The organism is Colwellia sp. F1, assembly GCF_056238625.1.
In genome coordinates, this window is sequence record NZ_JBWDLI010000003.1 from 22,780 (window position 1) to 38,644 (window position 15,865).

The window sequence follows — 15,865 nt, forward strand, 5'->3', positions numbered from 1 at the left end:
AATTGGTTTGTTTTACATTTTCTATTGGTATGATAAGTTATGGTTTGAATTTCAAATTATAGCGAAGTTATTTTACTTTAACGTTTGCCTACTTATTAAGATAAGCGTTCAACAATCAGTCTATTAATTATTAAGAGAACATTATGAATAAATTCAAAATAAAACAAATTATTTTATCCTTAACCATTATACCTGCTTCTGTTGCACTGCTTATGTCATGTGCCAGTAGCGAAGACAAAACATCTTCATTTACGCCAAAAACTAATGCTGTTATTCCAGCCGATAAGTTTGATTTATCTCATTGGAAAATGAATGTCCCTGTTGATTTAAACAACGACGGCAAAATTGATGAAATTAAAGTAAAAGCAATGCAAAGCTATTCTCATCCTGATTTCTTTTATCTTGATGAAAATGGCGGATTGGTTTTTGCTACCCCAAATAAAGCGATCACTACCGCCAACTCAAGTAATACACGCAGTGAGTTACGCCAAATGCTTCGTGGTATGAACACTAAAATAAAAACCAATTACCCACGCAATAACTTTGCCATTGCCGCTCACCCTATGGCTAAGCATTTCGGTGCTATAGGTGGAAAACTTGAAGCAACTTTAAAAGTTGACCATGTGGCACTAAGAGCTAAAAATGTTAATAAACCCCCAGCCTATTCTGTGGTAGTTGGTCAAATACATGCAGGTAAAGACAAAGCATTAATGAAAAAAGGCTTTGGCTTTGGTGCAGGCAATGAACCGATTAAAATTTATTACAAAAAATGGCCAGATCACGATAAAGGCTCTGTCTTTTGGAACTATGAGCGAAACCTAATGAAGGATGATCCCAACAGAACGGATATTGCCTACCCTGTATGGGGCAATACTTGGGAAAACCCAGAAGAGCCAGGTGATAAAGGTATAGCACTAGGTGAAGAGTTTAGTTATACCATTAATGTACACGAAAACATGATGCATTTAACCTTTACAGCGGCAGGCAAACCAACCGTTAAATATAGTGTTAACTTGGCTGATAATGTTGACCCTTATGGCGTAGTAGATGAAAAAGATAACAAATGGGGATATACCGGTGACTGGTTATACTTTAAAGCTGGTGCTTATAACCAATGTAGCACACAAGATTCACCCGGTATGTGGTATGCCGCTTGTTTAGGTACCGGTGATTGGGAAACAGACAAAGCAAATGGTGACTATACTCAAGCAACGTTTAGTAAGTTGGTCTTAAGTGACTCAACTGACCCTGCTCAATAAATGGTAACTGATATCAATGCTCTATTATAGTCTTTTGTCTAGACTTGCACAGCAAAGGACCTATAAAAGACAACGCTGGTGGATTTTACCCCGCACCTGACTAAAGTTAAGCAACGCATCAGCAGGTAGCCGATAACCATCAATACAAAAGCCTAGCAGTAAAAGTTAATTCACTTTGATGCTAGGCTTTTTTGTTATGTTTATGCGCACTCAGGCTATATTGTTTAGCGAGCACAATAAGCCCCAGTATATTTGTCTAGTGCAACAACCATGAAGAAACTGCTCTAAACAAAAACGAGTTACCTTGCGTTGCACAAGCCTTATAGCTGAGTGCTAAGTTTATCAAAATGACAATAACTCTTGGTCTAGCTGCATAAGGGTTTTAGGATCTGCCATCATAGTTTTTGCGAGTGATTTAGTTCTAGGTAACAACCGTTCAAAGTAAAATTCTGCCGTTTTAATTTTGGCACGGTAGAAGTCACGATTTTCTACATCAGTTGCCAGCTTTTCATAAGACGCTTGCGCCATTTGAGCCCAAAAATAAGCCATTACGATATAACCTGAGTACATCAAGTAATCTACCGAAGCTGAGCCAACAATATCTCTATCTTTTTTAGCCTTGAGCGCCAACCTAAGCGTGTACTGTTGCCAATTAGCGACATTTTTACTTAATGGCCAAATAAATTTATTCATTTGGCGTTTATAAGGGTTACTTGAAATCATGCTTGTATCTTTACAAAAGGTTAACACCTCTTTAGCAAAAGCTTTTAGCGATTTACCCCGGCTAAGTAAAATTTTACGGCCAAGTAAATCAAGGGCTTGTATACCGGTAGTGCCTTCATAAAGTGTGGCAATACGGGCATCGCGTACAATTTGCTCCATGCCCCACTCTTTTATATAACCGTGGCCACCAAATATTTGTAAACCATGATTTGCACTTTCTGAGCCAAGCTCAGTTAAAAATGCTTTAAGAATTGGCGTAATAAACCCTAAACGTTCATCAGCGGCTTCTTTGTCCGCTGTAGTTTTGGCCATTTCAATGTCATCTACGAGTTTGGCCGTGTAATAAATCATCGCGCGGCCGCCTTCAGAGATAGCTTTTTGTGTCATCAACATTTTACGCACATCGGGGTGTACAATAATAGGGTCAGCAACTTGCTCCGGATACTTTTTGCCGGTAAGTGAACGCATTGATAAACGCTCTTTAGCGTAAATCAATGAGTTTTGATACGCTAATTCTGCTGAACAAACCCCCTGTAATGCCGTACCAACACGCGCAGTATTCATAAAGGTGAACATGCATTCTAACCCCTTATTTTCAGGGCCAATTAACTCACCAATTGCATTATCAAAATTTAATACGGCTGTTGCAGAGGCTTTAATACCCATTTTATCTTCAATTGAGCCACAGGTAACCTGATTAGACTCACCTAAGTTACCTTGAGCATCGGTTTTGATTTTAGGTACAATAAATAGTGAAATACCACGTGTACCTTCAGGCGCACCTGGGAGCCTAGCAAGTACAATATGAATAATGTTGTCAGTTAAGTCATGCTCTCCGGCTGAAATAAATATTTTAGTGCCGGTGATACTATAAGTGCCATCACCATTAGGTTCGGCCTTAGTTTTAACTTGGCCTAAATCGGTGCCACATTGTGGCTCTGTTAAGCACATAGTGCCAGTCCAGGTACCTTCGGTTAAACGTGTTAAGTACAGTTCTTTTTGTGTTTCGTTGCCGTGGGTTTGTACCGTGTTCATTGCACCATGACTTAAACCTGGATACATAGCCCAAGACCAGTTAGCTGTGCCCATCATTTCTTGTTTAGCCATACCCAATGACGGTGGTAACCCTTGTCCACCATGTTCAACTGGGTGAGACAAGCTTTGCCAGCCTCCCGCAACATATTGATTATAAGCCTCTTTAAACCCTTTAGGTGTAGTCACAGTGCCATTATTGAAGGTACAACCTTCTTTATCGCCACTTTGGTATAAAGGGAGAAGTTCATTTTCACAAAACTTAGCACACTCTTGTAGTATTGCATCGGTTAAGTCAGGCGTAGCCTCTTCAAATTCAGGATACTTTTTATAGTGCCCGTAATAATCAAATACGTCTTCAATTAAAAATTTAATGTCTGCTATCGGTGCTTTGTAACTAAGCATTTCGTGCTCCTACCATAAGCGTATTTATGGTGCTGTGGTGTTATGTATACATTAATTAAACACTGGTCTTACCACTTATTCAAGCTATATTTAAATTTTTCTGTTCATTAGGCTTATAGTTTAATACAAGTTACTGTTTACTTTAGATAAAATATTAAACATTATTTACAATAATAATGTTAAAATAGCCTGTAAATACCCACTTATTTTCAATGTTTGAGCGCGCTATGGCAGAAAGTTATTTAGAAATACAGTTAGATCAACAACCAATTGAGTTATACAAATTACTCAAAATTGCCGATTTAGTCTCTGGCGGTGGAGAGGCGAAAGTTGTTATCAATGAAGGCTATGTTTTACTTAATGGCGAGGTGGAATATAGAAAAAGAAAAAAGGTTTATCATAACGATATTGTGGAGTTTAACGGTGAAGTACTGCAAATTATTATTAATGATGACTTAAAGGAAGTCACAGACTCTACCAGAGCAGCTAACGAAACAGACTCGATAGAAACAATAAATAAGCCAGACGATTACCCATTAGGTCAAGGGAGCGCTCCCCCCTCAATCAAGCAGGCTAAGGCGAAAAAGAATAAACCAAAAAAAGCAGTAACACCGGTTGATGTTACTGCGCAAAGATCGAAAAGAAAACCAATCTCTTTTTAGGTTTAGCAAAAGTAACGTTAATAAACCTAGCCTAGGCTTTATGATAAAGTTGTTTTGCCATCAGAGTTAAAATTATTTAACGAAGTTAATTACTTCGTTAGATAACTTCGTGATTTCAGCCCAGTTTTTATCTACAACCGCTTGATTAGGTACTAACCAAGAACCACCACAACAAGCAACATTAGGTAGCGCTAAATAATCACGAATATTATTCAAGTTGATACCACCTGTTGGGCAGAAGGTAATGTGTGGGAATGGGCCACCAATTGATTTAATTGCGTTAACACCACCTGAGGCTTCAGCAGGGAAAAATTTCAAATGGTCATAACCAAGGTCCGATGCAGTCATCAAGTCTGAAATTGAAGAAATACCTGGAATTAATGCAATGCTACTTTCATTACCCGCTTTCAATAAATCCGTTGTTAAACCAGGGCTTATTGCAAATTTAGCACCTGCATCAACAGACTGTTGTAATTGATGACGGTTCGTCACAGTACCTGTACCAACAATGGCTTCAGGTAACTCTTTAGCAATAGCACTAACAACGTCTAGCGCTGCAGGCGTACGTAATGTTACTTCTAACACTTTAATACCTGCTGTTAAAAGTGCTTCAGCTATTGGCAGAGCGTCTTCTACTTTATCAACCACTAAAACAGGAACAATAGGCCCCATCGCGAAAAGCTCTTTTGGCATGATCTGCCAATTTTTTAATGTTGTCATAAATCCTCTATGTTGTTTTATTTTAAATATACTTGGTGCGTAATGGTTAAACTATGCCCTGGTTAACAGTGAAGGCTCAACCAGAGCAATTGTTTAATGGTACAACGGATACCCGTTGGTGTTATTTATTATCAAAAAGTGAACATGCGCCGGTTTCTGCAGAGCTTAAGTTGCGACGCATAAAGCCGAAGAGTTCACGTCCCATACCTTGATGATGTCCGTTAACATTAAAGTGTGAATTTTCACGAGCCGCTAGTTCTTGCTCATCTACCAGTAATGTTAGCTCGCCTGTTTCACCGTTTAAATTAATCATATCGCCATTTTTAACTTTAGCGATCAAGCCGCCATCTAAGGCTTCTGGACATAAATGAATAGCTGCAGGCACTTTACCTGACGCGCCAGACATACGGCCATCTGTGACTAAGGCAACTTTAAAGCCTTTATCTTGTAACACGCCCAGTGGCGGTGTTAACTTATGTAATTCTGGCATTCCACGGGCCTTAGGACCTTGAAAACGTACAACCGCAATAAAGTCTTTTTCTAATTCGCCATTGTCAAATGCCGCTTGTAATTCATGTTGGTCTTCAAATACTACCGCAGGTGCTCTAATAACCAAGTGGCCTTCGGTTAAGGCCGATGTTTTCAACACAGACGTGCCTAAGTTACCCTTTAAGGTTTTTAAACCGCCATCCACTTTAAAGGGTTTTTCAACGGTAGCAATAACATTTTCATCAAGTGATTTTTCCACACAGTCAACCCATTTCAGCTCGCCATTATCTAATATCGGCTTTTGGGTATAGCGTGTTAAACCACGGCCACAAACGGTTTCTACATCTTCATTTAATAAACCTGCATTAAGCAGTTCTTTAAATAGTAATGCCATGCCACCCGCTTCTTGGAAGTGATTAATATCAGCGTGGCCGTTAGGATAAATTTTTGTAATTAACGGTACCACGTGTGACAAGTCATTAAAGTCTTGAAAGTTGACAATAATGCCAGCTGCACGGGCAAAAGCGATTATGTGCATGGTTAAGTTAGTTGAGCCACCTGTTGCCAATAAAGCAACAATGGCATTAACGATAGAGCGTTCATCAACCATTTGTCCAACAGGCATATAATTGCCCGACTGTTGTGTTAAACGCGTGACTTGGCGCGATGCAGCTTTAGTTAGTTCTTCACGTAATGGTGTGTTTGGTGGAATAAACGAAGCACCGGGTAAATGTAAGCCCATGACTTCAACAACAAGCTGATTAGAGTTTGCGGTACCAAAAAAAGTACAAGTACCTGGTGCATGGTAAGAGGCTGATTCTGCCTCTAGTAAAATAGTTTCATCTACTTCACCTTGTGCATATTGCTGGCGTACACGGGCTTTTTCTTTATTTGGAATACCCGATGGCATTGGTCCAGCTGGTACAAATACTGTAGGTAAGTGACCAAAGGTAAAGCTAGATATTAATAGGCCTGGGACTATTTTGTCACAAATACCCATCATTAACGCGCCATCAAACATGTTATGAGATAAACCAATAGATGAAGCCATCGCAATAACATCGCGGCTCATTAAGCTTAAATCCATACCCGGTTGACCTTGTGTTACACCATCACACATTGCTGGAACACCCGCAGCAAACTGGGCAACGCCACCAGCTGATTTAACCGCTTCTTTAATAATTTGCGGATAGGTTTCATACGGTTGATGCGCACTTAACATGTCGTTATATGCTGAAACAATGGCGATGTCTGAATGGGTTAACCCTTTAACGGCTTGTTTATCGTCTTTTCCACAAGCAGCAAAGCCATGTGCTAAGTTACCGCATGATAGACTTGCACGGTGAACTGTTTCTGATTTTGCTGCGGCTATATTTGCCAAGTACTCTTTTCGTGTGTCTGCACTTCGAGCGATTATACGCTCGGTAATATCTATAATTTCTTGTTTCATAATGTTTCTCAAATTCTATTTTTGATGGTTTTAGATAATCTATTATTTTTTATTGTTGTTATTATAGGTTTACTATTTACGGAGCCCAATAAACTTGGGTATCAATATCATCCCCTTGTAAGAAGGCTCTTATAGGCATTTCAAAAATATTGTTATCACTAAGTGCTTGCGTTAACACTTGTTTTTTATTGTCACCGCTTAGGTGTAAAAAGATGTTTTTACTTTCTTTTAATGCCGCAAAGCTAAATGTTATACGCTGGTGCGGCGCTGTGGTTGGCTCTACTTTCAATAATGGATTAGCATTGTTTACATCTAAACCTTGTTGTATTTGAGCGCTACAAGGAAAAAGGGAAGCAGTATGTCCATCTTCGCCCATCCCTAAAATAGTGACATCTAATGGCAGTAAAGCATTATCAGCAGCTAGGTTAAGGTCAACTAATGTCTCTTTAGATAATGTTTCCCCTTGTTTTAAGTGGAAAAATTTGGCTGAAGATGCTTTATTTACTAAAAGATTTTCATGCACTAAACGGGTATTACTATCGTTTGAATTAATATCAACCCAACGTTCATCCGCTAAAGTAATCGTTACTTTTTTCCAGTCAATATCTTTGTTAGACAGCGCTTTAAAAAAGCCTTTTGGTGTAGAGCCACCAGAAACAGCAATACTTGCTTTACCACGTGCCGAAATGGCTGTTTGTAATATTTGGCTAACATTTTCTGCTAACGCTTCGTCTAATAGTTCTTTGCTTTCAAAATCATTTAATTTATACATTGTTATTCAACCCACTGGCGATCATCGCGCGCAATTAAAGAAATAGAAGAAACAGGTCCCCAAGAACCGGCTGCGTAAGGTCTGGGTGCCTCATTTGTTGATTTCCATGCATCTATAATACTGTCTGCCCAAGTCCAAGCAGCTTCAACTTCGTCACGGCTTACAAATAATGATTGGTTACCATTAAGCACTTCAAGCATTAAGCGCTCATAAGCGTCAATAACTCTTTGATCTTTATATCTATCGTCAAAGCTTAAGTCGAGTTTGTTTTCTTGAATATGCATTTGTGAGGCAATACCCGGAATTTTGTTCATCATTTGTAATTCAACCCCTTCATCAGGCTGCAAACGAATAGTTAATTTATTAGCGGGTAAGTCACTGTAGCTGTCTTTAAAAATATTATGTGGTTGTTCTTTAAAATGAACCACTATTTCGCTGTGCTTAAGCGGCATACGTTTACCGGTTCTTAAGTAAAACGGTACGCCTTTCCATCGCCAGTTATCAATTTCAGCTTTAATGGCAACAAAAGTTTCAGTTTTACTGTTAGTGTTAGCACCTTCTTCATTTAAATAACCCGGAACAGCCACACCATTTAAATAACCGTCAGCGTATTGGCCTCGCACTGTTTTGTCTTTAACATTTGTACGGTCAATGGGTGAAAGCGCTTTAACCGCTTTGAGTTTTTCTGCGCGAATGCTTTCTGCGCTTAAGTCTGCGGGGGGCTCCATTGCTAATAGTGATAGTATTTGTAATAAGTGATTTTGAATCATATCGCGCATTTGCCCGGCTTCATCATAAAAACCCCAACGCCCTTCTATACCAACACTTTCGGCAACGGTTATTTGTACATGATCAATACTGTTACGGTCCCAGTTAGTGGTAAATAAGGAATTAGCAAAACGCAATACTAATAAGTTTAACACCGTTTCCTTACCTAGATAATGGTCGATACGGTAGATTTGGTTTTCACTAAAAAAGCGAGATACTTGGTCATTAATTACTTTTGATGACTCTAAACAGTGGCCAATAGGCTTTTCCATTACTACTCGGTCTTTATCAGTAATAAGTGAAGCATGGTTTAAGCCATCACAAATATCACCGTAGATAGCCGGAGGGGTTGAAAAGTAATAAATGCGTGTATTATGGCCTGTTGATAATGTTTGTGCTAAATTCTCATACGCACTGACTTCTTTCATATCAAGCTTTTGATAAACTAAACGCGCAAGAAAACGCGCTAAAACAGCTTCATCAATTGTTTCTACTACAAACTCTTTAACGTTTTCTAAAACAAACGCTGTAAATTCTTCTACACTCTGGGCTTGGCGAGCAACACCAACAATACGGCTTTCTTCGTTAATTAATCCACACGCTTCCAGTTGATATAACGCGGGTAATAACTTACGACGAGATAAATCACCTAAAGCACCAAAAATAACGATTTCACTAGCAAGTTGACAATTTGATTTGTTCATAACTCTCTCTGGCCTCCTATCTGAATATACTCATTGGCCTTAAACCTGAATATATAATGTTGTTAAAAATTATCACTTGACTAATAAAGATAAATATTATTATTCACCCTTATCAGTAAAGACTGATACATAATAACAATAAAACAGTAGCTTTGTAACTTAACTACATATAGTGCTAATCTAGCGCTTGAGTCTAGATCAGTAAAGTACTTTTTGTAATTTTACTACATATTATCAATAAAATCCCTTAAAAGACTAAGAAATACAATAAAGCAAATGTATATTTTGTTTATATGGGCTTATTTTGTTATGGAATGCTAAACTAAAACCATATTTACCGATTAAGTATTTGCAAAGACCCTGTGTTTTACATTATATTAGCCTTAGTTTATGAAATAAAATTTCATTTTTTACGTCATTTTTATAGAAAACAAATTACAGTAATTAAATGCGGTAACAAAACAGTAGCTATTATTGGTTATTGAACATCAATGTTACACGCCAACGATTTGGCTAATAATTAAGTAGAGCTAGGGTCACAAAATAATGAATATATTAGAAAAGATCACTAACGAACTGGATCTTCTGAGTAAGTCGGAACGAAAAGTTGCTGAGGTTATATTAGCTTCGCCAAGTACTGTTATTCATTCAAGTATAGCGGCACTCGCAAAACAAGCTAACATCAGTGAGCCAACGGTTAATCGTTTTTGTCGTCGGTTAGACACCAAGGGTTACCCTGATTTTAAACTGCATTTAGCACAAAGTTTAGCCAATGGTACTCCTTATGTTAATCGTCACGTTGATGAGAGTGATACGGCTGATGAATATACAGATAAAATTTTTGAATCAACCATGGCTAGTCTTGAGTTAGCACGCAAAAGTTTAGATCCTAGTTTGATCAACCGCTCTGTGGATGTACTAACGCAAGCAAATAAAATATCTTTTTTTGGCTTAGGTGCCTCAGCCATTGTTGCCCATGATGCGCAAAATAAGTTTTTTCGCTTCAATGTTCCTGTTGTCTATTTCGATGACATATTAATGCAACGAATGAGTGCTATAAATAGCCGTCAAGGTGATGTTGTTATTGTTATATCACATACAGGCAGAACAAAGTCATTAGTTGAGGTGGCTAGCTTAGCAAAAGAAAATGATGCTACTGTTATTGGTATCACCACTAATGGTACACCGCTAGCAAAAGAGTGCAGTATTGTTTTATCGGTTGATGTTGCTGAAGATACCGACCTTTACATGCCTATGTCTTCAAGGATTGCGCAATTGGCGTTAGTTGATGTCCTAGCAACGGGCTTTACTTTAAGGCGTGGTAGTAAATTTAGAGATAACTTAAAGAAAGTCAAAGACAGTTTAAGAAGCTCACGTTTCGAACGTAAAGATTAGCATTAGCACTATGCCAATAAAATTAACAACACCTGTTTACCTACGTGTTAAGTATAAAGCGAAAATAACCGCGCAATAACATGCAAACAGGTATAAATTGTAAACCAAGTATTTAAACCGATGATCATTAGACACATTAAAAAAGTTAAGGATTAAAATGCCTAGAAGAACGAAAATTGTTGCTACCCTTGGTCCAGCAACTGATGACAAAGACGTATTAAAAGCAGTACTTGCTGCGGGTGTAAACGTTGTAAGACTTAATTTTTCTCACGGCGTACCTCAAGATCATATCGATAGAGCAAATAACGTACGTGAAGCTGCAAAAGAATTAGGTATCTATGTTGGTATATTAGGTGATTTACAAGGCCCTAAAATTCGTATTTCAACATTTAAAGACGGCCCGATAACACTTGCAATTGGTGACAAATTTGAACTAGATGCCAACTTAGAAAAAGGCCAAGGTTGCCAAGAAAAAGTGGGGATTGACTATAAAAAATTAGTACAAGATGTTTCTAAGGGTGATATTTTATTACTTGACGATGGCCGCGTACAACTTAAAGTATTATCTACGAGTGATAGCTCTGTCTTTACTGAAGTTACTGTGGGTGGTCCTTTATCTAATAATAAAGGGATAAATCGTCAAGGCGGTGGTTTAACAGCCCCTGCATTAACCGCTAAAGATAAAGAAGATATAAAATTAGCAGCCAAAATGAATGTTGACTTTTTAGCCGTATCTTTCCCACGTGATGCTGCAGACATGCGTGAAGCGCGTTTATTAGCGCAAGAAGCAGGTTGTGATGCTCGTTTAGTTTCAAAAATTGAACGAGCTGAAGCCGTTAATGACGACGAAGTGCTTGACGGTATCATTTTAGCGTCTGATGTTGTGATGGTTGCGCGTGGTGATTTAGGCGTTGAAATTGGTGATGCCGAGCTTGTTGGTAAACAAAAGCACATTATCGCCCGCTCTCGTCGTTTAAACCGTGTTGTAATTACAGCAACTCAAATGATGGAAACTATGATAGAGCAACCAATGCCTACGCGTGCAGAAGTAATGGATGTTGCTAACGCTGTATTAGACGGTACTGATGCAGTAATGCTAAGTGCAGAAACGGCTGCGGGTAAATACCCTGTTGAAACAGTTACTGCAATGGCCAGTGTTTGTCATGGCGCTGAAAAACATCGCTCGGTCAATATTTCTAATCATAGAATGGATTTAACCTTCGATGAAATCTCTGAAACAGTGGCTTTATCTGCTATGTATGCAGCTAATCACCTAAACGGTGTTACCGCTATTATAGCACTGACAGAGTCAGGCCATACAAGTAAATTAATGTCTCGCATCACTTCTGGCTTACCTATTTACTCATTATCACGTCATTCAAAAACCTTAAATAAAACGGCTATTTACCGTGGCGTTTACCCAATTGCTTTTGATTCAACTAACAGTACAGATGAAGCATTAAGTGATGATATTTTGAAAATAGTGTGTAAAAACTCTGAGTTGTCTGTTGGCGATAAAGTTATTTTGACCCACGGTGATCTTATGGAAACCGTTGGCGCATCAAACACATTAAAAGTGTTAACACTTACTAAAGCACACTTTAGTTAAGTACAAGCTGACTAAGGCAAACTAACAAAACGGCGACTTGATAAAACTTCATTATAAAGTCGCCGTTTTTTTGCGCTTACACTCTCACCCTGTGTTTGCTTGCTATTATTTGTCTAAGCCGCCCATACACAAATATTTAATTTCTAAGTAATCAGCCAAGCCATACTTAGAGCCCTCACGACCATTACCTGACTGTTTCACGCCGCCAAAAGGGGCTGCTGCATTAGAAATCATACTTTCATTAATACCGACCATCCCAAAAGTTAAACCTTCAGCAACCCGCCATATTCGGCCTATGTCACGAGCATAAAAGTAAGAAGCAAGACCAAATTCAGTATCATTAGCTAACGCGATAGCTTCATCTTCTTCTTTGAAACTAATAATAGGGGAAACAGGACCAAAAATTTCATTTTGTGCTATTGGCATATTGTTAGTGACGTTACTGAGTATGGTAGGCGCTAAGAAGTTTTCACCAAGCGATTTTTCTGCTGTTGAGGACTCCGTAGTACCCAACACAAGTTGGGCACCTTGGCTAACAGAATCGGCGACTAATTTTTTTACCTCGCTCACTGCTTGCGCGGTGATCATCGGGCCAATAGTAACACCTTCATCTAAACCATTACCTACCGATAAACCTTTCACTGCTGCAATAAATTTTGCAGTAAACTCTTGTAACACCCCTGCTTGCACCAAAATACGGTTAGTACACACACAGGTTTGTCCTGCATTTCTATATTTAGACGCTAAAGCACCCGCAACAGCGGCGTCAATGTCGGCATCATCAAAGACAATAAAAGGCGCATTACCGCCGAGTTCCATAGACACTTTTTTAACCGTGGAAGCACATTGTTTAATAAGTGACTTGCCCACCTTGGTAGAGCCTGTAAACGTAAATTTAGCAATATCTTTGTGCTCTGTTAACACCTTTCCAATGCCTTGGGCATCATCGCCAACAATAACATTAAAAACACCGGCAGGAATGCCAGCACGCTCGGCAAGCTCTGCCATTGCAAGTGCCGATAACGGCGTTTGAGTGGCTGGGCGAACAACAAAAGTACAACCTGAAGCAAGTGCAGCAGCAGCTTTTCGGGCTATCATTGCGTTTGGGAAGTTCCAAGGCGTTATTGCTGCAACAACACCAATAGGCTGTTTTATTACAATTATGCGTTTATCACCTGATGGCGCTGGAATGGTGTCACCATAAACACGTTTGCCCTCTTCAGCAAACCATTCAATAAAAGCTGCACCATAGGCTATTTCACCTTTGGCCTCGGCTAAAGGCTTACCTTGCTCTAAGGTTAAAATACGCCCTAAATCATCTTGATTCGCCAGCATGAGATCAAACCAGCTGCGTAACAGAGTAGCACGTTCATTGGCTGATTTTGCTGACCACGCTTTAAAAGCATTTTTTGCCGCTGTTACTGCTAATTCTGCTTCAGTAACACCAGCATTACTGACCTGAGCAACGGTTTTCCCCGTTGCGGGATTAATCACGGCTATTTTATCAACGCTACTATGCCAGTTGCCATTAATATATGAGCTATTCTTTAATAATTGTTGATCATTTAAATGATGCATACTTGCCCCTAAAGCCTACAGATTGAATTAATATTATATAAAAAATAGCAAAGTTAAAGGAAATAATATATGTTTTTTAATCAATGGTTAAGCGCAAAAATAAGTAGCTAAGTGTTAAGCGCTTAATGGGACAAGTTACCTGAGATAGCACTGCATGAAAAGTACGGTGTAATAACTACCATAACAGAAAGAGAAAAGCCTAAAACAAGTTTTGTTTTAGGCTTTTTTAGTCGTGTGGTTTAGGGTTTTGCCCATACTGTTATTGGTTCGTTATTAGTGACGAGCTTTCACCATTAATTAAAATTTATAATGAAGTATTATAAACCCACGCTAAAAAACATTTTGAATCGCTTACATTCGTAAACTTAATTAATGTTGGACCATTTTGATCAGTAACAACAATGTTGTTTTTGTTAACTGAAATAGATTGTACTGGTGATTTAATTGAATAAATCATTCCGTTATATGTATAAGACATAATAAAACTCTTTTAATTTGCGTTGAACGCATTAATAATAAAAGCTCTATCATTGTGTGAAAACTTCTAGATATTTGACAGCCAAGTTGATAAAGATATTTTTAATTAGCCTATAGCTAACTATGATATTAATTTAATCAAGTGGCGATAATATCAACTCAATTCGAGAATTGATCTCGATAACTCAGACAATAATTAAAGCTTGATAATTTGAGTGATGGCTAACTGTGAAAGGTAAGACAAAACATGGAAAACCGTAGAAGGTAACCTGTTATATAAACGAGAGGAGAGTAGATAACGCAGAGACTATATAGGTTAATCATGGGGAAGTAAACCATTATAAGTAAATAACGCAATTAAATTACGCTATTTACTTTAACAAGCCCTGGTAATGATACTTTTGTCATTAACTATTGATAAGAAAATGTACATAAATACTTAAAGCATAACCCATAGCAATAGCCCAACTCCACTTTAAGTGGCTAAAAAAGCTATACATACCCTTAGATTGGCCCATTAAGGCAACACCAGCAGCAGAGCCAACCGAAAGTAAACTACCACCAACTCCTGCAGTGATGGTAACCAATAACCACTGAAAAGTGTCCATGTTTGGGTTCATGGTTAAAATAGCAAACATGACTGGGATATTATCAACAACAGCCGAAAGCAAACCCGCTATAATATTAGCATTCGTTGCGCCCAAACCTTCATATAAAAAGTGCGATACACCAGCCAAATACCCTATAGCACCTAAACCACCAACACAAAAAATAACTCCAAAGAAAAACAACAAGGTGTCCCACTCGGCTTTCGACACTTCATTAAAAATATTAAATTCACTAATTTCACTGTGTTTACTATGTGAACTCAGCTTTAAATAGTATGAGTAAAAAAGCAAATACGACAAACCTGTCATCATGCCTAAAAAGGGGGGTAAATGAAGTAACTGCTCAAACGACACGGCAGTGACAATAGTCGCTAAAAACAGTAAGCAAATCACAAGGGCTCCTTGCTTTAAAGACACCGATTCAGCAGTAGATTCTGGTGTTTCCTTCGGCACGGCAACACTCATAATCAAGGCAGGCACAAGAAAGTTCACTAACGCTGGCAAAAACAAAGCAAAAAAACCAAAGAAGTGCACATTACCCGACTGCCAAACCATGAGCGTGGTAATATCACCAAACGGGCTAAAAGCTCCACCAGCATTTGCCGCAACAACAATATTAATAAAAGCAAGAGAAACAAATTTAGGTTTGTCTGAGCCAACGGCTAAAACCACCGCCCCCATTAATAGTGCAGTAGTTAAGTTATCTGCTATGGGTGAGATAAAAAAGGCAAGAAAACCTGTGATCCAAAAAAGTTTCCTATAATTAAAGCCGCGTTTAATCAACCAAGCCCTTAACGCTTCAAATACATTTCTTTCTGTCATGGCATTGACATAAATCATTGCTGTTAGTAAAAACAGTAACAATGCGGAATATTCTAGCAAATTATGGTTTAGCGCATGCGCTAAGAGTGCCTGCCCATTGGCAGAATTTTTAGCGAGTAAAGCGGTAAAAATCCAAATAATGCCAGCCGCTAATATGACCGGTTTTGACTTTCGTAAATGAATAAACTCTTCAGCAATCACCAAGATATAAGCAAATGCAAATATTGCCAATGCTGCAATACCTAATGTTGAACTCGTCATATTTAAATGATTAACACTTGTATCGCTTGCCAGTGCTGGGGAAGTCCCAAAAAAGCTAAGCATGACACTTAGCAGTACTCTTTTCATAAGTTGTGCCTCGGTAACATAAAAAAATTGAAAATACTGAGCAG

11 protein-coding genes are annotated in these 15,865 nt (G+C 38.5%); 4 read left to right on the forward strand and 7 right to left on the reverse strand.

Going from position 1 to position 15,865, the window contains the following annotated elements:
* Positions 1–143 precede the first annotated feature (143 nt).
* Positions 144–1,259 (forward strand): polysaccharide lyase family 7 protein, encoded by a 1,116-nt coding sequence (locus AC0UA9_RS03185; RefSeq protein WP_475656946.1) that lies wholly within the window; start codon positions 144–146, stop codon positions 1,257–1,259.
* A 342-nt stretch (positions 1,260–1,601) separates the two neighbouring features.
* Here AC0UA9_RS03185 and AC0UA9_RS03190 read toward each other — a convergent pair whose 3' ends face one another.
* On the reverse strand, positions 1,602–3,419 hold the full coding sequence (locus AC0UA9_RS03190) for an acyl-CoA dehydrogenase C-terminal domain-containing protein (protein ID WP_475656948.1): 1,818 nt from the start codon (positions 3,417–3,419) through the stop codon (positions 1,602–1,604).
* Positions 3,420–3,646: 227 nt separating this feature from the next.
* Between AC0UA9_RS03190 and AC0UA9_RS03195 the strand changes: the two genes are divergently transcribed.
* Positions 3,647–4,081: an RNA-binding S4 domain-containing protein gene (locus AC0UA9_RS03195; protein ID WP_475656951.1), complete on the forward strand. Its 435-nt coding sequence runs from the start codon at positions 3,647–3,649 to the stop codon at positions 4,079–4,081.
* A gap of 72 nt (positions 4,082–4,153) precedes the next feature.
* Here AC0UA9_RS03195 and AC0UA9_RS03200 read toward each other — a convergent pair whose 3' ends face one another.
* From AC0UA9_RS03200 to zwf, 4 genes are all read right to left on the reverse strand, one after another.
* Positions 4,154–4,801, reverse strand: a complete 648-nt coding sequence (locus AC0UA9_RS03200; protein ID WP_475656955.1) for a bifunctional 4-hydroxy-2-oxoglutarate aldolase/2-dehydro-3-deoxy-phosphogluconate aldolase — start codon at positions 4,799–4,801, stop codon at positions 4,154–4,156.
* Positions 4,802–4,922: 121 nt separating this feature from the next.
* Positions 4,923–6,740, reverse strand: coding sequence for a phosphogluconate dehydratase (gene edd / locus AC0UA9_RS03205; protein ID WP_475656958.1), 1,818 nt, complete (start codon positions 6,738–6,740; stop codon positions 4,923–4,925).
* Positions 6,741–6,816: 76 nt separating this feature from the next.
* Positions 6,817–7,512, reverse strand: coding sequence for a 6-phosphogluconolactonase (gene pgl, locus AC0UA9_RS03210; protein ID WP_475656962.1), 696 nt, complete (start codon positions 7,510–7,512; stop codon positions 6,817–6,819).
* A 2-nt stretch (positions 7,513–7,514) separates the two neighbouring features.
* On the reverse strand, positions 7,515–8,984 hold the full coding sequence (zwf, locus tag AC0UA9_RS03215) for a glucose-6-phosphate dehydrogenase (protein ID WP_475656964.1): 1,470 nt from the start codon (positions 8,982–8,984) through the stop codon (positions 7,515–7,517).
* A gap of 546 nt (positions 8,985–9,530) precedes the next feature.
* On the opposite strand from zwf, the gene AC0UA9_RS03220 reads away from it, so the two are divergent.
* Both AC0UA9_RS03220 and pyk read left to right on the forward strand, forming a co-directional pair.
* On the forward strand, positions 9,531–10,379 hold the full coding sequence (locus tag AC0UA9_RS03220; protein WP_475656967.1) for a MurR/RpiR family transcriptional regulator: 849 nt from the start codon (positions 9,531–9,533) through the stop codon (positions 10,377–10,379).
* Between the two features lie 157 nt (positions 10,380–10,536).
* Positions 10,537–11,988, forward strand: coding sequence for a pyruvate kinase (gene pyk / locus AC0UA9_RS03225; RefSeq protein WP_475656970.1), 1,452 nt, complete (start codon positions 10,537–10,539; stop codon positions 11,986–11,988).
* Between the two features lie 105 nt (positions 11,989–12,093).
* Here pyk and AC0UA9_RS03230 read toward each other — a convergent pair whose 3' ends face one another.
* Positions 12,094–13,566 (reverse strand): NAD-dependent succinate-semialdehyde dehydrogenase, encoded by a 1,473-nt coding sequence (locus AC0UA9_RS03230; protein WP_475656972.1) that lies wholly within the window; start codon positions 13,564–13,566, stop codon positions 12,094–12,096.
* An 884-nt stretch (positions 13,567–14,450) separates the two neighbouring features.
* Positions 14,451–15,821: a sodium:proton antiporter NhaD gene (gene nhaD, locus AC0UA9_RS03235; RefSeq protein ID WP_475656975.1), complete on the reverse strand. Its 1,371-nt coding sequence runs from the start codon at positions 15,819–15,821 to the stop codon at positions 14,451–14,453.
* Positions 15,822–15,865: the final 44 nt, after the last annotated feature.